This is a genomic window from Streptomyces sp. XY431 (genome assembly GCF_001279805.1).
Taxonomy (GTDB): Bacteria; Actinomycetota; Actinomycetes; order Streptomycetales; family Streptomycetaceae; genus Kitasatospora; species Kitasatospora purpeofusca.
This window is the reverse complement of record NZ_LGDO01000483.1, coordinates 135055-154755: the sequence shown is the minus strand read 5'-3', so window position 1 is coordinate 154755 and position 19701 is coordinate 135055. Positions and strand designations below refer to the sequence as shown.

Genomic DNA, 19701 nt, shown 5'->3' with positions numbered 1-19701 from the left:
CTTCCCGCGTCGGGGCCGGTACGGCTTCCCGCCCCACTGCCGCGTCCCACTTTCGAGTGAACGAGCGATACGCGCCGGGCGCACCCTCGTACGAGGTCCCGCTCGCCCTGCACGCTGGGGGCCGACTGCGCCCCGCCGGGGCCGTCGCGTCCCGTACGGTGCCGGGCCCGACCGCCCGTCCGGCCCTCCTCCGAGGTGGTGCGTCCCATGGTCCGTTCGCTTCTGCTCGTTCCCCTGCTCGCCGTCGCCGGGGGAGGGGTCTGGTTGGCCCGCGGCGCGCTCGTGCGCTGGCGGGACCTACGGGTCGCCGAGACGTACGAACTGAGCGGGGACCAGTGGCCGATGCTGGTGCGGGCGGCCGGGGCGATGGTCTGCGGGATCTGCGTCACCGTGCTGACGCTGCTGACGGCACTGGGCGCGTTCGGGGACATCGACGGCGGGGCCGGCGGGCGGACCGGTTCGGCCGCCGACCGGTTCGACGGGAGCGGGGCCGGCAACGGGTTCGGCGGCGGGGCCGAGGGGCCGGGCGGCGTCCGACCCGCCGCGCCGCCGGTCGAGGCCGTCGACGCCGCCACCTCGGCCAGTACGCCGACGCCCTCCCCGCTGCCGGTGGTCAGCCGGTTCGACAGCGTCGGCCACCCGGGCGGCGGCGAACTGCTCCAGTCGGCCGTCCCCGGCCCCGACGGCCATCCGCGCAACGTCCGGGTCTGGCTGCCCGCCCAGTACGCGAAGGACCCGAACGCCCGCTTCCCGGTCGTCGTGATGCACGCCGCCACCCCCCGGAAGACCGCGGACACCGAGGTCCCGGACGTCTTCGAGGGCCTCTCCTCCGCCGTGCAGAGCGCCAGGTCCAAGCCGTTCATCCTGGTCGCCCCCGAGGCGCCGAACGGCACCGCGCACCCCTGCGAGCTGGTCGCCGCCGCTCCGATGGCTGTCGCCGACGACGCGGCGCTGCGCACCACCATCGCGGCCACCTTCCGCACCCTGCCGCCCGGCCCGGCCGGCTGGGGCACGCTCGGGGTCGGGGACGGCGCGCCCTGCGCGGCCGCGGCCGGCCTCGCCCGCCCCGACCTGTACGGCGCGGCGGCCGCCGTCTCCGGCCGGTACGACCCCGCCGCGCTCGCCCGGACCGGCGCCGAGGCGCCCGCCGCCGGGACCCCGAGGCTGCTGCTCGCCGCCGGGAAGGCCGACACCGCCGGGCTGGACGCCGCCCGCAAGCTCCAGTCGGCCCTGCGCGGCGGCACCGGCGCCGCCGCCCGCGCCGAGGTGCGGATCTCCGACAACGCGACCGACTACTCGGCGGACCGGATCCGGCTGCGGTTGGTCCGGCAGGCGGCCCAGTACCTCGGCGAGACGCTCGGCAAGGCGTCCTGACCAGGCCCGGCGCGGGCACTACGCTTCCGGTACCCCCGGGTGGCAGCGCGGCTGCCGGCGGGCGTGGACGGCTGAGGGGATCCCAGATGCGGGCCGACGGACGGCAGGACGGGTCATCGCGGGCTCGGGTGTCGCGGGGGCGCCGTACGAGTGTGGTGGCTACGGTCGCGCTGGCGGCGGTGGCCGGTCTGGTGGCGGGTGGTTGCTCGGCCGGTGGCGGTCCTTCTCCCTCCTCCGCCGCCTCCGCCTCCTCTTCCGGCAGCGCGTCGCCCGGTGGTGCTCCCTCCGGCGCCGTTTCGCCCGGCGCCGGCCCGGTGGGCCTCGCCGGGGCGGCCGGGGGCGCGTCGGCCGTCACACCGCTGGAGCCGCTGCCCGCCGCCGTGCCGCCCGCGCTCGCTCCCTACTACGCGCAGCAGCTCGACTGGACACCCTGCGACGACGGCTACGAGTGCACCACCTTCCGGGTGCCGCTGGACTACGACCGCCCCGCCGACGGCGACCTCACCCTGGCCGCCGTCCGCGCCCCCGCCGCCGCACCGGCCGGGGCCGGCGATCCGGCCGCCCCCGGCGAGCGGCTCGGCTCGCTGCTGCTCAATCCGGGCGGCCCCGGCGGCTCGGCCGTCGAGTACGTCGAGGGCGTGGCCCGCAGCTACGACGCCGGGGTCCGCGCCCGCTACGACCTGGTCGGCCTCGACCCGCGCGGGGTCGGCCGCAGTTCGCCCGTCACCTGCCTCGGCGGCGAGCGGATGGACGCCTACACCGCCGCCGACATCACCCCCGACGACCAGGCCGAGGTCGACGCCCTGGTGGCCGCCGCCAAGGAGTTCGCGGAGGGCTGCCGGCAGCGGTCCGGCGACCGGCTCGGCCACCTGAGCACCGTCGAGGCCGCACGCGACATGGACGTGCTGCGCGCGCTGCTCGGCGAGGAACGGCTCCACTACGTCGGCAAGTCCTACGGCACCTTCCTCGGAGCCACCTACGCGGGCCTCTTCCCCGGCCGCACCGGCCGGATGGTGCTCGACGGCGCGATGGACCCCTCGCTCGACTCCCTGGCCGGCAACCGCACCCAGGCGGGCGGCTTCGAGACCGCCTGGGCGGCCTTCGCCCGGGACTGCGCCGAACGCGAGGACTGCCCGCTCGGCCGGACCGAGCAGCAGGCCGGCGAGCAGCTCACCGCCCTCTTCGCCGCGGTCGACGCCCACCCGCTGACGACCACCGACGGCGCCCGCCGGCTCAGCGAGGCACAGGCGACCACCGGCGTCATCCAGGCCATGTACGCGGACTTCCTCTGGCCCCGGCTGCGCACCGCGCTCGCCGACGCCAGGGCGGGCGACGGCACCGGTCTGCTCAAGCTCTCCGACGCCTACTACGGGCGGGAGGTGGACGGCTCGTACCCCAACCTGATGTTCGCCAACATGGCGGTGAACTGCCTCGACCTGCCCGCGCCGTTCGCCGGCCCGGACGACGCCGCCCGCGCGGTGCCGGACTTCGAGCGGACCTCGCCGAGGTTCGGCCGCGACATGGCCTGGATGGCGCTGACCTGCACCTACTGGCCGGTCCGACCGACCGGCACACCGCACACCGTCCGGGCCGCCGGAGCCGCCCCGATCGTGGTCGTCGGCACCACCCGGGACCCGGCCACCCCCTACGCGTGGGCGCAGGCGCTGGCCGGACAGCTGGAGTCCGGACGGCTGCTGACCTACGACGGCGACGGCCACACCGCGTACGGCCGGCACGACAACTGCCTCGACGGCGCGGTCAACCGTTTCCTGCTGGGCGGCGAGCCGCCGGAGAACGGCAAGACCTGTGGGCAGTGAGGGAGCGCCCGTTACGATGGGCGCCCCCTCCCCTCCTCGCCCTTCCCGGAGCCCACCGTGCTCGGAGTCAACGACCTGACGACGTACGTCCTCGGCGCCCTCGTCATCGTCCTCCTCCCCGGCCCCAACTCCCTCTACGTGCTCTCGGTCGCCGCCCGCAAGGGCGTCCGCACCGGGTACCGGGCCGCCGCCGGTGTCTTCGCCGGCGACTTCACCCTCATCAGCCTGACCTCGCTCGGCGCCGCCTCCCTGCTGAAGGCCAACCCGGCCGTCTTCGCCGTGGTGAAGTTCGGCGGCGCCGCCTACCTGCTCTGGATAGGCATCGGCATGCTGCGCGCCGCCCGCGGCCTGTGGCGTGAGCACCAGGCCCTCGACGAGGCGGCCGACGGCACCACCGAGGCCCCGGGGTCCACCGAGCGCCCGTTCCGCCGCGCCCTGGTGATCAGCCTGCTGAATCCCAAGGCGATCCTCTTCCTGCTCTCCTTCTTCACCCAGTTCGTCGACCCCTCCTACGGCAGCCCGGTGCTCTCCTTCACCCTCCTCGGCGGGATCCTGCAGAGCTTCAGCGTCCTCTACCTCTCCGTGCTGATCTTCGCGGGCACCTCGCTCGCCACCGCCTTCCGCCGCCGCAAGCGCCTCTCCGCCACCCTCACCGGCAGCGTCGCCGCCCTCTTCGCCGGCTTCGCCGCCAAGCTCGCCGTCTCCTCCGCCTGACCCCCGGCCCCTCCCCACCGCGTTACGGATCACCCGCGAACCTGTGTAGACTGGCCCGCGTTGCCGAGACTTCGGCAGCGGTGCCGCCTTAGCTCAGTTGGCCAGAGCAACGCACTCGTAATGCGTAGGTCATGGGTTCGAATCCCATAGGCGGCTCCGAGAAGGCCCAGGTCACATAGCCCGTGACCTGGGCCTTTTGCCTTCCCGTGACCTTTGATGTCGGGTGCGCGTGAGCGGATGGCCCTCCATGATCACTCCCGGTGGACATTCGGTGGACAACCGTGCAGCGAGCGTGCACGGCGGTGGACACGGGCCTGACCCCGGTGGCAACGGGCTCATGAGGCGGCATGTAGCAACCCGACAAGCGGACCGGTGCCGGCCTCGGGGATGATGAGCGGTGTAGACGTCTGAACGGGATCGCCTTGGGGAGGCGCGAGGCCATGCAGCAGATCGGGTTGTACTACCCGTACGTGCACGTCCAGGACGACGCCTGGATGAAGACAGCGGCTCTGTACTGGCCGCAGATTGCCCGAGTGGTCCCAGACGGATATCCGGTTCGCGACACCGATTCGGCACGAGCGCTCGCGGAGCAGCTCGACTTCTTCGTCCCCGTGTCGCCTGGCAGCGCGCCGGCGGCCGTCGAAGCGCCCTTCCTGGAGGTGATCCAGGAGCACGCCGGCGTGCTCCGGAGGTACTACCAGGTTGACGAGTGGGGCCGCAGCCTCGCGGTCCCGCCAGCACTACGTCGTACCAACGCCTATGTTTCCCAGACGCTGGCGCGCACCCACAGCCACCACCATGACGGTCGGCCGCCGGGGCACGTCGCTCACCTGTACTGGAAGGAGGTGTCTCCCAACCTGCGGGAGGCACTGATCCAGGAAGGGCTGGCGATCAATACGGATCGGCCGACGTATGAGGGCAGCAACCCGCTGGGCACCTGGATCTCGATGGACCCCATGCTCGCCTGGGTCTACAAGTGCGCCCTCACCGACGAACTGGCCCGCCGGAACCGCCTCCTGCCCACGACCGACCAGATCGCGGCTCACGCGGCGAACGAGGAGTGGACCACCGAGCACATCGCCCGAGTGCTCCTGCGCGGCCGACCGCCGCAGGCCGACCAACCAGTGACGGCGGTGCTCGGGGAACTGGCCGTCCAGATGGTGCTGCCAACCGACATGGCGACCGTACCCGTCGAGAAGGTCATCGAGCTTCGGCAGAAGCACGCGACGGAGTTCGACGCCTTCATGACCAAGGTCGACACCGTCGCCGGCAAAATCCAGGAGGAGATCGCCGGAATCGAGAACCGTGAGGTCCTCGCGGCGTACCTCGGGAGGGTCAAGAGGAAGGAGTTCGAGGCCCCGCTGCGTGAGCTGCGGGCAGCCATGAAGAGTCTCAAACTCGAAGCCACCACAGGTGTGATCAACGTCCAGACCCAGGCACCCGCCGTGCTGGGCACCGCAGGCGGCTACGTCGGCGGCGGACTGCCGTACGCCTCCGCAGTCGGGGTAGCGTTCGGCCTCTTCGGCTACACCAGGCAGATCAGCAAGCAGCGCCAGGACGCCCTCGCTGGCTCACCGGTCTCCTTTCTCCTGCGGGTTGAAGACGGATTGCGCCCCGGAAGCCTGGTCCGCAGGCTCGCGCAACGCATTCGTTGAGGGACTGCATGCTCCTTACAGCCGGCGGTCGGGTTGTCCTCGACTACCAGATTGGGCCCCGGGGTCGGGGAAGGGCGGCGACACGCCTCTCTTCCGCAATTCGCTGCTGGTCCCGGTGCTGAGCGTCCGCTCGGGCCTCGGGCGTGACGGGGCTGCCGAGAGTGATGGCCGGATTCCCGCTGATCGGTGCCAGGGAGTATCGGATGGGTGTGCGGCTGGACCTGGTCGGTAGGTGCAGGCGGGCGACGCCGGCGGGGAGTTGGGCACGGGGTGCTCCGTGCCAGCGGACCCACAGCGAGGGACGCCCGCGAAGGGCTTCGTCTCGGAGCTTGTCTACCGCAGTGCTGTCGTCAACACGGTCGATCTCCACGGCGATCGGAGGACCGTCGTCACGGAAAAGGAGCATGTCCAGGTAGGCCGTCCAAGGCGGCGACCAGTAGGTGCGACATCCACCGTTTCGCTCCTGCGGCGGATCGATGTAGCGAATCGGGGCCTCCCAGCGTGGTCTCCAGCCAGAGGCCACCGCCCAGTTCGACACGGCCTCGGAGATGCGCAGAGTCGCCTGCGTCCCGGTTAGGCCGGTGAAGCCGAAGCGGCTCTTCGACAGATGCATGTACAGGGCGAGGGCGAGGGCTTCTGGCTCGTCTGCTGGTTCGAGGGGCACCTGCTGATTCTTGACGACCCTACTGACAGCGGAGGTTGAACTCGGCTTTGTCATAACGAATTTGATCGTATTAGCGTGTTGTGTGCGGCGGCTCGACTAGTGTCTGAGCCGACGCATACGATCGTGGCCATGAGCACCTTCAGCCCGACCCCTCGACTGTGCAAACTCCTCTACGGTCGGGCTCTGCGCTGTGCCTACCAGATGACCTGCGCCGAGCCGCTCATCGAGGAACACCGGGGTCGGCTTAGCACGAACTCGCAGATCGCTCACATCCGGGCGGAGAGCCCGGGCGGCCCGCGCTTCGTTCCCGGTTTCGGCCCGGTCAACGAGGAGGAGAACCTCCTGCTGCTGTGCTACAAGCACCACAAGTGGGTGGACGATCATCCCGAGCTCTACACGATCGAGGAGTTGCTGGTCTGGAAGAAGGCCCAGACGAGCCAGCGGGGGGAGGACGCTGGACTGGTGCTGACCGATGACCAGGTGCAGCAGATCGTGATCGCGCTGACCACTCCGGTGGCCAAGGTCGAGCTTCTGGGGCTCCTCGTCGATGCCCGGAACGGTATGACTCAGATGCCGGTCGAGGCGCTGTTGCGCACCAAAATCCTCAACGGGCCGGAGCTCGGACGCTACCTCGGCATCCGGGTCACCAACGCCGGGGCCGTGCCCTTCGACGCCGACACTGTGGGAGTTGACCTAGAGTTCGGCTTCGACGTACCTGCGGCCTACCAGTTCCCGACCGGAGATCCTCTGGTCGGCTCGTCCGGCAGGCTTGCCCCGCAGTCGAACGCCGTGTGGCCGGCGGACATCCTCACAGTGGGTGCCGGCATCCGAGAGGTCATGACCAGCACGTTGCACGTGCCGACGCAGGTTCGCCCGTACGCCTTTCTCGGGGACGGCTCTCGCCCGGTCGGATCATGGCTTTCGGCTGTGCACTTGCCGGTGTGGAAGGAAGGCATGACGCAGGAACAGCTGGACGAGCTTGCTCGACGAGCAGAGGAGCGGCGTCGCGGTGGCCTCGGTAGCCAACTTGGTGCGACGGAGTAGAAACGGGGAGAACGGCAGGGCCCCCGGTCACTCCTTTGTGACCGGGGCCCTGCCGTTCGTTGTCTACGCCGAGCGCTCGTCCGTGCTACTCGGCGCGGTGGGCTCCGTCGGCTTCCGAGGGGGAGCCAGCGACGGGAGACGGCGCGGCTTCAAGGTGCCGTCGTCCTCCACGACTGACAGCGGGCGGCGGCCGTGGGGGACGAGCTGGGCGACCTTCTCTGCTGCGTCCTTCGCCAGGTCGTCGAGGACGGTCTGGTAGGTGTCGCGGGTGATTCGGGTGTCCGAGTGACCGAGGGTCTCGGAGACGACCTTGATGTCGACCCCGGCGGCGAGCATGAGCGTGGCCGCGACGTGGCGAAGGTCGTGGAGACGGATCGGCGGCAGGCCGGCGGCGGCAACCAGGCGCTCGAACAGGTCGGACATCTTGCCCGGGTGGATGATCGAGCCGTCCTCGTTGGTGAAGACCCGGCCCGTGTCCTGCCAGGCGTCACCCCATTCGAGTTTCTCCTGCTGCTGGCGCTCCCACTGCAGGTCGAGGTGCTGGTCGGTTTCGTCGTCGAGCGCGAGCCAGCGAACGCCGGAGGCGGTCTTCGGGGCGCCTTCGTAGACCTCCCAGCCGTCCTGGATGAGCTGGGTGGCGATGGCGATGGCCTTCGCGGCCTTGTTGCGGTCTTCCCAGCGAAGGCCGCAGGTCTCGCCGCGACGAGTGCCTCGGAACGCGATGGTGCGGTAGTAGAGGTAGAAGCGGTGCTCGGCGATGAAGTCGAGGAAGATCGCGGTCTGGTCCGGGGTCCAGACCATGACGGGACTCGGCTTCTCGCCCGTCTCCTTCCACCGGGCGATTCGCTCGGCGGTCCAGACGAGAGCCTTGGGCTTGGTGCCAGGCAGCAGCTCGACGTGTGCGGCCGGGTTGAAGGGCGGCATCTGCTGCTGGGCGATGGCGACGTTGAGGGCGGCGCGCAGGGTGTCCCGGATATGAGGCTGGGTGTTCAGCCCCGTGATGCGGCGGAACGGCGGCATCTGGTCCAGCTGGGCCTTGAGCCACTTACGGCGTGCCCGGTTCTCCGCACCCTTCCACGGGGTCGCGTCCAACTCGGCCTTGACCGCGCGCCGTTGCTCGTTCTGCTCCTGGATCTCGATGTTCGCCTCGTTGACGTCGTCGAACATCTTGCTGATGTGCTGCACCCGGAGCTTGTCGAGCCGGTGGCGGCCCAGGTGGGGTTCGAGGTGGTTGCGGATATCGCAGTCGTAGCGCTTCCAGCCACCCCGGCTGAGCCGCTTGCGGCCGTCCAGCCAGATGGCAAGCCATTCACCGACGGTGATCTTGGTGTTGAGCGGCTGGCCGGTGGCGACCCGACGGCGGACTTCGTCGTAGTCCGGGAGCGGCGCCTTCTCCTTGAGGCAGCTCTCGAGGAGGTCGCTCATCTGGAGTTGGGCCCAGGCGTCGTCCTCGTCCGGGATGGAGAGGAGGGCGCGGACCTTGTCCAGTTCCTCCTGGGCCTTGGTCGAGGTCTCGAAGCCTCCGCGCCGGAAGCGGCGGCGTCGGCCTTCCTGGTCGGGTTCCAGTTCCTGGAAGACCGTCCAGACGCCGTGGCGGCGGTTCGACTTGAGCTTGGGGCACGACGCCCCATACTCCTTGCCGGTGCCGGGGTTGGTGCAGCGGCACCGGCGGGAGATCGTGCCGTTCTTCACTCTCTGTCCTCTATACGTCCTTCGTCCGCGGTCTGGTCGACGCCGATGAGGCTGTCGGGGAGGGCGGGAGGGACGAGACCCCGCTCACGCATCCGCATCCGGAAGGAGGCAAGCTCCTTGCGGTCGGCTTCTGCGTACTCCTCATAACCGGCGGCCAGCTCCAGCAGGGCGACTCTGCGATCCGGGGCCGGTGTGGTGTTGGCGGTCCGGCGGCGATCCGTGGCCAACGCTGCGGACGCTCTAGCCGCTGCTACGAGGTCGCCGTGCTCCCGGAAGGTGTCCAGCAAGTCCCGGGGGCTACCGGGCGGGGCCGGTTCCGTGATCGGCGTCTCCCCGGTGAACCACGCGAGTGCGTCCCACGTCGAGACCTCCCGACCAGGGAGCACCTCCACCGTCTCGGCCGTGCCGAGGGGAAAGAGGAGGGCCACCGGAGGCACGCCGAGCGAGTCCGCCAAGGCGAGGAAGTCGGTGAGCGTGATGCTCGTCCGGCGCCCTGATTCCAGGTTCTTGATCGTTTGGTCGGTGATCTCCGGTAGGCCGCGTTCGGCGCAGCGTTCGGCGACGGCCGGCATCGTGAGGCGGGCATCCGTGCGGGCTTGGCGCATGGAGCGTACGACCTGGGCGGTGAACTGCGTCGACCAAGAGTCTGAGGTCATGGGTGCACTTTAAGGGCCACAAAAGTGCTGCCGCAACTCCGTGATACAACAAATCGCGTCACGACAGCACGAAGCACTACTAGGAGAGCGTCATGGCTGCACCTTCTTCTGGCGGCATGACCGTCGACGAACTGCTCGCCCTTCCGGTGGCCATCGACCTCGACACGGCGAACCGCGCCCTCTGTATCGGGCGCTCCACCGGCTACGGGCTGGCGAAGACCGGGCAGTACCCGGTCACGGTCCTGCGGCTGGGCAACGCCTACAGGGTGGTGACGTCCGACCTGCTGAAGCTGCTCGGTGTGGGCGGTGTCGGCCCCGTCCGGCCACCGGTCGGCACCGGGGAAGGGCACGGTCTCTGCGCTTAGGGAGACGCGAGCAGCGGAGTATAAGGCGCCGGGCGCTCGGGTGCCCGTGCGAAACTGGCCGCCACTGGGACGATCCCATGGGGGAAAGCATGAGCGATGAACTGACCGTGGTGGCTGCGGTCGGAGCTCTGGGGCTGGGCTGGCTGGTCTTTCACTTCGGTCGGGGCTTCCGCCAGCAACAGCGAGAGTCGGCCCGAGCTGACCTCATGGCCGCCTCGCATGTGAAGGACGGCGTCAAGACCTTGAGCGGCTTGCTGGAGGGGAGGCCGGTGCTGGCGTTCGTGCCGCCGTTCGCGGCGGGGCGGAGCGTGCCGATCGGGTGGCTGTGGCTGCGGGCGGAGCGCGACGACGAAGGAGCCGTCGTACACCGGGACGGCTGGGCCCTCACCTACGCGGGTGCCCGCCGGGCCGCAGGCGCCGAGCTGCGGATGCGCCGCACTGAGCCGGAGTACATGTTCCACCTCTAGACGGGGGCCGGTGCCGCGCGCCGGTGCCAGTGTGATGCTGAATCCCGACGGCTAGTTGGTGGGCCGCCACGGTGGTCGCTGGAGCCCGGATCCTGACGGTTCGGCCAGCGGCGGCCGGTAGGGGTAGAGACCCTGCGGCTACAGCCGCTCGAAGTAGGTGAGGACCTGGCGCTGGTCCTGGGGCAGCCACAGGACATGCGGGCGCACCCAGACTTCGTCCAGGTCACCGGGCCGGCCCCAGCAGCGTGCCTCGGTCATGAACTTCCTCACGCAGCCCCCTCGGTGGTGATGTTCGAGGGGTCGAGGTCGATCCAGACGGGGCGGTGGTCGGAGGCTATGGCGCTGGCCTCGCTCACGTGGACGCCGTAGCCGGTCAGGGCCGGGGCGACGGGTCGGGTGGGGAGGATGAGGTCGATCCTGCGCTCCCCCCACGGGTCGGGGTCGCCTTCGCCGTCCCGCCAGTAGCCCACCGTGGGCTGCCACGGCGCGCCGAGATACGCGGCTGCGTCGGCCATGAAGCCGCGCCGGAGCAGGGCGGCGCTCGGCCTGCGGTCGGCGAGGTTGCTCCCGCCGATCGTCTCCGGGACGCACTGGTACTCCAGGTCGTCATGGTCCTGCCGGGTGTACGGCTCGGTGTCGTAGTAGCCGCCGGTGGGTGAGGAGGCGGCGGAGATGCTGTTGAAGTCGCCAAGGAGTACCCCGGACTTCACCCCGCTGGTGCGCCGGTAGAAGCCCTTGAGCCGCAGCGCCTCGTTGTAGCGGGCGTCGGGCCGGAACGGGTCGCCGTGGTAGCTCGCCACCGTCAGGGGCTCCCTCGCGCCGACGTCCAGGCCCAGGGTGGTGATGCCGTGCCAGAAGTCCGGCGCTCCGATGGCTCGGAAGCTGCCGCGTATGGGGGCGACGGTGTCCGGGTTCCACAGGATGGCGGTGTACCAGGGCTGGTGGACGTTGTGGGCCATCGCGACTTCGGCGGGGCCGTCGGGGACGGAGCAGGCCAGGCCGCAGTCGGCCGCCAGTCGGCGCAGGATCTCTTCGGCTGCGTCGTCCCAGCCCTCCTGGTCGACGGTGTCGACCAGGACCTCCTGGATGGTCAGGACGTCGGGCGCCATCTCCTGGATCGTGGCTACGCGGGCTCGGCTCCTGACGGAGTCCTCCTCTCCGGGGCGGACCTTGTAGGCGTTCAGATTTGCGAGACGCACGTTCTTCCTTCCAGGGCGTGACGGAGGCGGGCCGGGTGTCGGCCGGCCCGTCGAACGGGTGCTGGCTGGGCTCGGCCGACACCCGGGTCGGGATCAGTGGGTGTCGGCGCCGTCCCGGCCGCGCGTCTGGCCGGGAACGGTGGTGTCGTACTGGCGGGCCTGGAGCAGGTACGCCTCGCGGTAGTGGGTCGCGGGCTGGCGGGCCATGAGGTCTGAGTGGCTGCCCTCTTCCACGAGCCGGCCGTGGTCCAGGACGAAGATGTGGTCGGCCTTGGCGGTGGCGCCCAGGCGGTGGGTGATCAGGACGACGGTGACGCCGAGGTCAGTGAGGTGGCGGATCTGCTCGAACGCGGCGACTTCGGCCTGCGGGTCGAGGGCGGAGGTGGGCTCGTCGACGACGACCAGCGCCGGCAGCCGGTTGTCCTGGTCGGGGGTGGTCAGGCGCAGGCGGGTACGGGCCAGGGCGACCTTCTGCCACTGGCCGCCGGACAGCTGTACCCCGCCACGCTCGGGGTTCGGGTCGATGTCGTTGACGTCGATGTCGACGGGCCGATCGAGGAGCTCCGGGACCAGGCACAGCGCGCCGGGCGGGATGCCGGCCTCCTCGGCGACCTCCCGTAGCGCGGTGGCCAGCAGGCTGGTGTCGGCTTCCTCGCCGTGTCCGCCGGGGCAGAGCGTCAGCCCGGTGGCCCTGTGGTGGATGTGCAGGACCTGCCGGTCGCGGTTGATGACGATTGCACTGCACGTGACGTGCGCGGGCAGGGTCGTGCGGCTGGTCGGCTGCGGTTCGGTGGCCAGCACCGCGAGCAACGGTTCGAGCTTCGCGCGCTCGGCGGGGTGGCGGTCGAGGTAGGCGCGGGTGACGGCGGCGATGGCGTCGGCAGACGGCGGCAAGCGGGGCTCCTTCGGAAGGGACGGAGGGATCGGCGGGCCTAGGAAACGAAACCCTGACATCGCCGTTGATCGGTAGCCCCCCACCCAGCCGCGAGCTGCGGCTCGCGCTTAGCACCCGGGGCAACCAGATGACGGGCGACAGCAGCGGGACTGATAGTCGCGAGAGCGGTCACGAGACAGGCACCGCCGCGATGCGGTCGTTGAGACGCTTAACGTCCCTGATGCTGGAGAGACGCATGTACTGGTCGTGGCTGGCGGTGTACCAGCCGAGGGCGACGTCCGACTGTCCGGAGCGTTCGGCGGCCTGCCCGAGGAACTCGGCAGTGCGGGCGATCCAGTGGCGGTGGCCGAGGTCGGCGAACTCGCGCCGGGCTTGGACAAGCGTGGCGGCGGCGAGATCGTGCTGGCCGGCGAGGGAGTAGCCCTCGCCGAGGTAGGCCAGTGCCCTCGCGGCGTTGAGCGGGTCCGGTGGCTGGAGGCTGGTGAGATCGGTACGGGCCATGCGCAGAATCGGGAGGGCGAAGTCGACATGGCCTTGGCGAGCGGCTGCGGAGGCGAGGAGCATCCCGGCGAGTCCCGCGCCCCGGCGGTCGTCGAGGTCGTTGTAGAGGCTGAGGGCTTCTCCGAGGAACGACTGGGCCTCGTCGTACAGTTCGGCGTCGTGGAGGGCTGCCCCGATGCCGGAGGTGTACTGGGCGACGCCGGCGCGGTCGCCCGCAACGTGGGCCAGCGCGGCAGCCCGTGAGTAGTGGGTGGCGGCCTCCGAGTGGCGTTCGGCCGCGACCAGGCCGAGGGCGAGGGTGGAGGACATCTCGCGGATCGCCATCGGGTCGCCCCAGCGGAGCGCGGCACGCAGTCCGGCCTCGTACACGATGATCCACATCGAGACGTCGCGGTGGTAGTGGAAGAGGGGCCACAGGTCGGAGGCGAGGGCGCAGGCGATCGCCGGGTCGCAGCGGTCGACGGCGGTGATCATGGCGGCGCCGACGGCTGGGGCGATGGCCTCCAGCCAGGCGAGGGCCTCGTGCCGGTTGGTGAAGCGGACCGGCTCGACGGGGCGCCCCAGGGACGGACGGGGCAGGACGCGGTGGTGCGGGGTGAGGAGCTGGGCGCAGGCGCGGGCGGCCTGGAGCAGGTGCGTGAGGTAGCCGGTGCAGGCGTCGTCGGCGGCCAGCCTCGCAGGTGCGCCGACGCCGATGGCGGCGCTGCGGACGGCGGGGCGGACCGTGTAGAGGTCACCGCGGACGGCGACACGGTGGGCGGTGTCGAGCAGGCCCCGGGCGGCCAGCTCGGTGAGGAGCACGCGGGCCTGGTCGCGGGTGGTGCCGGTCGCGGCGGCACCGGAGGCCAGGTCGAGATCGGGGGCCGGGACCAGGGCGAGCCGCTGCAGGAACCCGGCCTCCTGTGGTGACAGGTGGGCGAGGGCGGTGTCGACGGCGTGGCGCACGGGGTTGTCCGATCGGGTTGCCCCTGATGGGGAGGGCGCGGGTAGGCCGACGCGTAGCGGCAGGTCGGGCTGGAGGACGAGGTCGGCGGCGGCGAGCGCGATGGCCAGCGGCATCCCGCCGTGGAACCCGACGAGGGCCGCCGCCCCCTGCGGGTCGCGCCCGGTGCGTTCCTCGCCGACGATCCGCGACAGCAGCCGCAGGCCGTGCTCGGCCGCCAGCGGTTCGAGGCGGTGGTGGACGGCGCCGTGGGCCAGCAGCGCGGGCAGCGGGTCGCGGCTGGTGACCACGAGCAGGCAGCCCGGCGCCGCCGGAATCAGCGGCAGCACCTGACCGGCGTCGGCTGCGTCCTCCAGCACCACCAGCACGCGGCGGCGGGCGGTCTCGCTGCGCCACAGGCCGAGCAGGTCCTGTTCGGTCCAGGGCAGCGGGGCGTGGTCGCCGAGGCCGAGTGAGCGCAGCAGTGACCGCGCGGTCTCGGCGGCCGTGGCGGGGCCGCCCGGTGAGTGCGCGCGCAGCCGGGTCACCAGCTGGCCGTCCGGGTATCGGTCGGCGATCTGGTGGCCCAGCTTCGTGGCGAGGGCGCGTTTGCCGACGCCGTCCGGGCCGGTGATCACCACGACGGGTGCCGTTCCGTCGGCGGGGGCCCGGCCGAGGACGGCGTCCAGGGACCGCAGGGCCTCCTCCCGGTCGGTGAACACGGCAGGGACGGGCGCGAGTTGGCGCGGCACCGGAACCGGCAGTGAAGGCGGGCCGGGGTGGAGGTGCACGCCACCGGTGATGGTCCCGGCCTGGACGGCGGTGGCGACCGAGGAGCTGTCGACGGTGTTGCGCACCTCGCCCCCGCCCACTACGCGACCACGGCGGCCGGTGCCGCCTGCTCGACAGATGCCCGGGGGCGGGGCGGTGCGCCCCGCCGGGCCCGGGACCTGGGGGCGAGACGGACGGCGGCGTCGACCATGCTCCAGTGCGAGAACGCCTGCGGGTAGTTCCCGAGTTGACGCTGGGCGAGGGGGTCATACTCCTCGGCGAGCAGGCCGAGGTCGCTGCGCAGGGCGAGGAGCCGGTCGAACAGTTCGCGGGCCTCGTCGGTGCGGCCGATGGCGGCGAGGTTCTCGGCGAGCCAGAACGAGCAGGCGAGGAAGGCGCCCTCGTGGCCGGCGAGGCCGTCCACGTTGGCGCCGGGCGCCTCGTGGGTGGCGTAGCGCAGCACCAGCCCGTGCTCGGTGAGGTCGCGCCGGATGGCCTCGGTGGTGGCGATGACCCGCTTGTCGTCGGCGGGGAGGAAGCCGGTCTGGGGGATCAGCAGCAGGGAGGCGTCGAGGGTCTGGCCGGCGTAGTACTGGGTGAACACCTCGTGTTCGACGTCGATGCCGCGGGTGCAGACGTCGTGGTGGATCTCCTCACGCAGCGCGGCGAGGTGGACCAGGACGGCGGGGTCGGCGCCGGGGCGGCGCTCCAGCAGCCGCAGGGTCCGATCCACGGCGACCCAGCACATGACCTTGGAGTGGGTGAAGTGGCGTGCTTCGCCCCGGATTTCCCAGATGCCTTCGTCCGGCTGCCGCCAGCGCAGCTCCACCTGGGCAACGAGCGCCAGGAGCAGGGCGTCGACCTGCGGTGAGGGCGGCAGGCCCGCGTCCTCGGCGAGCAGCAGTGTGTCGGCGAGTTCACCGAACACATCGAGCTGGAGCTGGCCGGCGGCGCCGTTGCCGATGCGCACGGGCTGCGACTCCTCGTACCCGGGCAGGTGGCCCAGGACCTCCTCGTCCAGGTCGGCGTCGCCGTTGAGGCGGTAAATCGGCTGGAGGCGTTCGGGGGTGACCGTGGCGAGGAGCCACTGCCGCCAGCGCCGGGCCTCCTCCAGCTGTCCGAGCCGGATCAGGGCGGCGACGGCCAGCGCGCTGTCGCGCAGCCACACGAACCGGTAGTCCCACTGCCGTTCGCCGCCGAGCTGCTCGGGCAGGGAAGTGGTGGGCGCTGCGATCACGCCACCGCCCGGGTGGCACATGGCCTTGATGGCGAGGGCGGAGCGCACCACGGCCTCGCGGTACGGGCCCCGGTAGGTGCACCCCCGTGCCCACTGCTCCCACGACTCCACGGTCGCGTCCAGCTCGGCGAAGGCGTCCGGCGGGATGGGCGCGGGCCTGTTGGAGGGCTTCCAGGTCAGGGAGAGCACGATGCTCTGGTGGGCGTGGAGGGTGACGTCGGCCCGGCACACCCCGTCGCGGTTGACGGTGTGGGACGGGCCGTCGAGCCAGTACGAGTGCGGGTAGGTGGTCGCCGACAGGCGCGGGGTGCCGTGGTTGAAGCGCTGGATGGTCGGCAGCGTGGCGCCGTAATCGGTACGGGGCCGGAAGACGGAGGCGACGCGCACCACGCCGCTGACGCACTCGACGATCCGGATGATCTGCGGTTCGGCGTCGTCGGTGACGTCGGGGCCGGGCATGAAGTCGGTGACCGCGAGGACGCCGGTGTCGGTGTCCCACTCCTGGCGCAGGACCATGGTGTCGCCCAGGTACTGGCGGCGGTCGGCCGGCGGCGGCGGGGAGCCGTCGTAGACGGCCGGGCCGACGCGCCAGAAGCCGTACTCCTCCCCTCCGAGCATCGCGGCGAACACCGCCGGGGAGTCGAAGTCAGGCATACAGGCCCAGTTGATGGCGCCATCCGGGCGGACCAGGGCGGCGGAGCGCGTGTTGCCGAGGAGGGCGAGGTCCTCGATCCGGAACGGAGCAGGGGCGCGGAGCATGGTCGTCCTGACGTGAGCGGAAGAAGTGGTGGTCAGCCGCGGACGGCGGCCGGGGTGGCGAGCGCGGCGAGGGCGGCGGTCACGGTGCCGGCGAGGGAATCAGCAATGGGTAGCCACGGCATGAGGTTCGCCAGCAGGACGCGGTTGGCCTTCTGGACCGGGTCGGCCGGATCGCACCCGACGACCACCGTCCCGGCGTACTGGGAGAAGACGCCAGCCTCGTAGCAGTCGTGCACGCGCACATGGCCGAGCGGGTTCCAGAACAGGACGACGCTGGTCCGGCGGATGTTGGTGTCCTGCCAGCCGAACGGGGCCCACGCGGCGTAGGGGTCGGCGGCCGGGTTGCGGGAGGGGCGCGGGTTGAGGACGGTGCCGTCGAAGCCGGCGCTCGCCAGCATGTCGACCGCCTCCAGCTGCCAGTCCGGGCAGCCGATGGTCGCCCCGGCGAGGAACACGGATTGCAAGCCGTCCGGCTCGAACGGCTCCGGCGCCTCGATGTAGCGCAGTCGCTCTGGTCCGCCGTCGCGACGGCCGGGGGCACGCCCGAGGGCGATGGTGTGGTGGGTGGGTGGTGTGGTCATCTGGTCTCTGTGGTCGAAGGAGTGCGGCCCTGGCCCGAACGGCCGCCATGGGTGGTGCGGGTCGTGCTGCTCAGCCGGGGTGGCGGGTGCCGGTGCGGCCGGGGTCGTTCGGGGGCGGCGTGCGGTGGTTGACCAGGCGGTCGGCGACGCCGAGGGTGGTCAGGGCGGCTGCGGCGAAGATGCCGAGGTAGACCGGCTGACCGAGGGTGGAGAAGTGCGCCAGCAGGTAGACGGTGCAGCCGCCGACGATCATGCCGAGCAGGAAGCACAACACGGCGAGCGCGATCCGCCCGGGTCTCTGCCGGGCGCTCACGGCGCCGCGCTCCTCGTCCCGGCGGTGCGGGCGAGCGGTTCGGCCGGCCACGCGGGGTCGATATCGCTCAGCAGCACCAGCTCGGCGAGCACCCCGACCACGACAGCCTGGGGCTGGGAGTCGACGTTCAACGCGGTGAGGAGGGTCTTGGTGTAGCTGCGCATCGTCGTCGAGGAGATCCCGAAATCCGCGGTCAGCTCCGGGGTGCTCCGACCGCCCGCCCAACCGCACAGGATCTGCGACAGGCGCGGGGCGAGGGAGGGCTTGATGGTCAGGGCACCGCTGGGGTGCACGGGGTGGCTGACGATCCGGTGAGCGGTGGCCCAGCCCGCGAGCTGGAGCACGGTGCGGGTGCCGGTCGTGACGAGGACCGCCTCGATCGCACTGCGGACCCCGTCCGGGGCCAGCCGTGTCTCGGGGTCGGCGGAGATCTGCTCGAAGCTGGCTCCGGCGGAGGCCAGGACGATCAGCCGACGCTCGGCTGCGGCGAGGACGGGCAAAGAGGCGATAGGCACGGCGTCTCCAACAGGGCCGTTCGGACGGTTCACAGGTGGTGCGGGATCGGTGCACCGGGCGCCGCCAGGTGGAGCAGCAACCGGGCCCCGAGACGCTCGGCCTGTCCGGTGCCGATGACCAGGATCAGGTCGCCCTCGGCGGCCAGCTCGCCGATGAGCTGCTCGGGGCCGGGCTCGCACGGGCCGGAGCGGGCCCGCTGGACCTTGCCGTCGCCGAGCTTGTGACGGGCGGCCTGCTCGACGACGTCCAGCGGGTCGGGCACGGCGTGGTGGACTAGCGGAGTGCTGACCGGCAGCAGCAGCGCGTGGTCCACGCCGACGAGCGCGGCACCGAGTTCGGCCGCGTGCGCGCTGGTCCGGGCGATGCCGTCCGGCTCCAGGACGACGAGCAGGGAGCCCTCGGTGAGCATGCGGGCGGCCTCCACGTCCTGGGCGACCTCGCGCGGGTGCCGGGCCCGGGAGTCGACCACCGTGACGCGGCGGTGCGATCCGAGGGTGGCGAGCGAGCGCTCCACTCCGCGGAATGAGGCGGCGCGCTCGGCGACGGCCTGCGGGTCCTCGCCGAGCACCAGGGCGGTGGCGACGGCCGCGCACACCGCGAGCGCGTGGTGGCGTCCGGCCACCGGGAGGACGAAGGCGTGGTCCGTGTTCTGGTAGCGCAGGACGACGCGGAAGTCCTGGCCGGTCCAGCGCGGTGTCATGATCCAGACGGTGGAGTCGGGGTCGGTGCCGACGGTGACCACCTGCTGGCCGGGCACGGGGCGGTCGCCGAGGCGTTCGCGCAGGTTCGCCGTGCTGGTGTCCCAGGTCGGCAGGACGACGACGGTTGCACTGCGGGCGAGCCTTTCGGCGGCGTCGAGGCCGGCGACGTTGTCGTCGAAGTGCGGGGCGGTGGCACTGGTGGCGAGGATCAGCGCGGCGGCGAACTTCGGCTCGGTGTGCAGGAAGTGCGGGGCGGGGCGGTGCTGCCAGGCACCAGGCGGAGCAGCCTCGTGGGTGCCGGCGTCCGGGCACAGGTCCACCACGACCCGGCCGCCGTCCCCCGCGTGCCCGGCGGCACCGTCGCGGGCCGGGGCGGTCAGCACCCAGCCCGTCCGCCCATCGTCGAGGACGTGCGCCAGGGCCGCTGCAGCGGTCGCGGTGCTGTGGCTGCCCGCCACGGCCACCGCCCCGGCACCGGCCTGAACCGAGAGGGCCTTGAGCGCGACGGCACGTCCGATGACCGGCAGCCGCAGCACCTGGGCGCGGTCCAGCTCGGTGTGTGGTCCGGCGACGACGCCCGACCAGACCACAGCCGTGCGGTCGGTGTGCACGTGCCCGGCGTCGAAGCCGACGTGCACCCGCACGCCCGCCGCTTCGAGCGCGGCGACGACAGGGCTGTTCCTGGCGGCCTCGGGGACGCTGCCGGTGACGTCGGCGCCGGCCTCGGCCAGCCACCGGGCCAGGCCCTCCATGCCGGGGGCGACGACGTCGACCAGGTGCACGGCCGCCAGCAGGCCGGGCACGGCCGGCCGCGGGTTGGTTCCGACCACGGTCTCGGGTCGGGTGGTGGTGTCCATG

The 19701-nt window shown here is 71.7% G+C and carries 17 protein-coding genes and 1 tRNA gene; 8 read left to right on the top strand and 10 right to left on the bottom strand.

Annotated elements, in window-relative coordinates; all coding sequences use genetic code 11:
* Positions 1-207 precede the first annotated feature (207 nt).
* The 6 genes from ADK60_RS32165 to ADK60_RS32140 all read left to right on the top strand — a co-directional run bounded on the left by ADK60_RS32165 (position 208) and on the right by ADK60_RS32140 (position 7268).
* Positions 208-1374: an alpha/beta hydrolase gene (locus ADK60_RS32165; RefSeq protein ID WP_053650521.1), complete on the top strand. Its 1167-nt coding sequence runs from the start codon at positions 208-210 to the stop codon at positions 1372-1374.
* Positions 1375-1460: 86 nt separating this feature from the next.
* Positions 1461-3191: an alpha/beta hydrolase gene (locus ADK60_RS32160; protein WP_063783326.1), complete on the top strand. Its 1731-nt coding sequence runs from the start codon at positions 1461-1463 to the stop codon at positions 3189-3191.
* 57 nt (positions 3192-3248) lie between these two features.
* Complete coding sequence (leuE, locus tag ADK60_RS32155; RefSeq protein ID WP_053650519.1) at positions 3249-3905, top strand: leucine efflux protein LeuE; 657 nt, start codon at positions 3249-3251, stop codon at positions 3903-3905.
* Between the two features lie 82 nt (positions 3906-3987).
* Positions 3988-4061: transfer RNA gene (locus ADK60_RS32150), tRNA-Thr, on the top strand.
* A gap of 284 nt (positions 4062-4345) precedes the next feature.
* Positions 4346-5560, top strand: a complete 1215-nt coding sequence (locus tag ADK60_RS32145) for a DUF6236 family protein (protein WP_053650518.1) — start codon at positions 4346-4348, stop codon at positions 5558-5560.
* A gap of 793 nt (positions 5561-6353) precedes the next feature.
* Positions 6354-7268 carry an HNH endonuclease signature motif containing protein gene (locus ADK60_RS32140; RefSeq protein WP_053650517.1) on the top strand — a complete coding sequence of 305 codons (915 nt, stop codon included), beginning with the start codon at positions 6354-6356 and terminating at the stop codon, positions 7266-7268.
* 63 nt (positions 7269-7331) lie between these two features.
* Here the strand turns inward: ADK60_RS32140 and ADK60_RS32135 are convergent, their stop codons facing one another.
* Both ADK60_RS32135 and ADK60_RS32130 read right to left on the bottom strand, forming a co-directional pair.
* A complete protein-coding gene (locus tag ADK60_RS32135) occupies positions 7332-8960 on the bottom strand; it encodes a tyrosine-type recombinase/integrase (protein ID WP_053650516.1) in 1629 nt (542 codons plus the stop codon).
* Positions 8957-9616, bottom strand: a complete 660-nt coding sequence (locus tag ADK60_RS32130) for a helix-turn-helix domain-containing protein (protein WP_053650515.1) — start codon at positions 9614-9616, stop codon at positions 8957-8959. Before ADK60_RS32130 ends, ADK60_RS32135 begins: the two co-directional genes overlap by 4 nt.
* A gap of 92 nt (positions 9617-9708) precedes the next feature.
* Here ADK60_RS32130 and ADK60_RS32125 point away from each other — a divergent pair, with 92 nt between their 5' ends.
* Both ADK60_RS32125 and ADK60_RS32120 read left to right on the top strand, forming a co-directional pair.
* Complete coding sequence (locus tag ADK60_RS32125; RefSeq protein WP_079008857.1) at positions 9709-9981, top strand: hypothetical protein; 273 nt, start codon at positions 9709-9711, stop codon at positions 9979-9981.
* An 89-nt stretch (positions 9982-10070) separates the two neighbouring features.
* Positions 10071-10448 carry a hypothetical protein gene (locus tag ADK60_RS32120; RefSeq protein ID WP_159400683.1) on the top strand — a complete coding sequence of 126 codons (378 nt, stop codon included), beginning with the start codon at positions 10071-10073 and terminating at the stop codon, positions 10446-10448.
* A 266-nt stretch (positions 10449-10714) separates the two neighbouring features.
* Here ADK60_RS32120 and ADK60_RS32115 read toward each other — a convergent pair whose 3' ends face one another.
* The 8 genes from ADK60_RS32115 to ADK60_RS32080 form a co-directional block, all read right to left on the bottom strand.
* On the bottom strand, positions 10715-11647 hold the full coding sequence (locus ADK60_RS32115) for an endonuclease/exonuclease/phosphatase family protein (protein ID WP_053650512.1): 933 nt from the start codon (positions 11645-11647) through the stop codon (positions 10715-10717).
* A 93-nt stretch (positions 11648-11740) separates the two neighbouring features.
* Positions 11741-12541 (bottom strand): NUDIX domain-containing protein, encoded by an 801-nt coding sequence (locus tag ADK60_RS32110; protein WP_053650511.1) that lies wholly within the window; start codon positions 12539-12541, stop codon positions 11741-11743.
* 169 nt (positions 12542-12710) lie between these two features.
* Complete coding sequence (locus ADK60_RS32105; protein WP_159400682.1) at positions 12711-14822, bottom strand: hypothetical protein; 2112 nt, start codon at positions 14820-14822, stop codon at positions 12711-12713.
* A gap of 14 nt (positions 14823-14836) precedes the next feature.
* The gene (locus tag ADK60_RS32100) at positions 14837-16732 is read right to left on the bottom strand and encodes a glycoside hydrolase family 15 protein (protein WP_063783325.1); all 1896 of its coding nucleotides are present in this window, start codon (positions 16730-16732) and stop codon (positions 14837-14839) included.
* Between the two features lie 32 nt (positions 16733-16764).
* On the bottom strand, positions 16765-17313 hold the full coding sequence (locus tag ADK60_RS32095; protein WP_053650509.1) for a TIR domain-containing protein: 549 nt from the start codon (positions 17311-17313) through the stop codon (positions 16765-16767).
* A gap of 70 nt (positions 17314-17383) precedes the next feature.
* Entirely contained in the window at positions 17384-17626 is a 243-nt protein-coding gene (locus ADK60_RS32090; protein WP_053650508.1) for a hypothetical protein, read from the bottom strand.
* Complete coding sequence (locus ADK60_RS32085; RefSeq protein ID WP_159400681.1) at positions 17623-18141, bottom strand: LuxR C-terminal-related transcriptional regulator; 519 nt, start codon at positions 18139-18141, stop codon at positions 17623-17625. The genes ADK60_RS32090 and ADK60_RS32085 overlap by 4 nt, the downstream gene beginning before the upstream one ends.
* Before the next feature lie 29 nt (positions 18142-18170).
* Positions 18171-19700, bottom strand: a complete 1530-nt coding sequence (locus ADK60_RS32080) for a Mur ligase domain-containing protein (protein ID WP_053650506.1) — start codon at positions 19698-19700, stop codon at positions 18171-18173.
* Position 19701 lies beyond the last annotated feature (1 nt).

What these genes read in the sequence shown, in the direction of transcription:
- ADK60_RS32165 (WP_053650521.1), top strand. Translation starts at nt 208, where the DNA reads ATGGTCCGTTCGCTTCTGCTCGTTCCCCTGCTCGCCGTCGCCGGGGGA.
- ADK60_RS32160 (WP_063783326.1), top strand. Translation starts at nt 1,461, where the DNA reads ATGCGGGCCGACGGACGGCAGGACGGGTCATCGCGGGCTCGGGTGTCG.
- ADK60_RS32145 (WP_053650518.1), top strand. Translation starts at nt 4,346, where the DNA reads ATGCAGCAGATCGGGTTGTACTACCCGTACGTGCACGTCCAGGACGAC.
- ADK60_RS32140 (WP_053650517.1), top strand. Translation starts at nt 6,354, where the DNA reads ATGAGCACCTTCAGCCCGACCCCTCGACTGTGCAAACTCCTCTACGGT.
- ADK60_RS32130 (WP_053650515.1), bottom strand. Translation starts at nt 9,616, where the DNA reads ATGACCTCAGACTCTTGGTCGACGCAGTTCACCGCCCAGGTCGTACGC.
- ADK60_RS32125 (WP_079008857.1), top strand. Translation starts at nt 9,709, where the DNA reads ATGGCTGCACCTTCTTCTGGCGGCATGACCGTCGACGAACTGCTCGCC.
- ADK60_RS32120 (WP_159400683.1), top strand. Translation starts at nt 10,071, where the DNA reads ATGAGCGATGAACTGACCGTGGTGGCTGCGGTCGGAGCTCTGGGGCTG.
- ADK60_RS32100 (WP_063783325.1), bottom strand. Translation starts at nt 16,732, where the DNA reads ATGCTCCGCGCCCCTGCTCCGTTCCGGATCGAGGACCTCGCCCTCCTC.
- ADK60_RS32095 (WP_053650509.1), bottom strand. Translation starts at nt 17,313, where the DNA reads ATGACCACACCACCCACCCACCACACCATCGCCCTCGGGCGTGCCCCC.
- ADK60_RS32080 (WP_053650506.1), bottom strand. Translation starts at nt 19,700, where the DNA reads ATGGACACCACCACCCGACCCGAGACCGTGGTCGGAACCAACCCGCGG.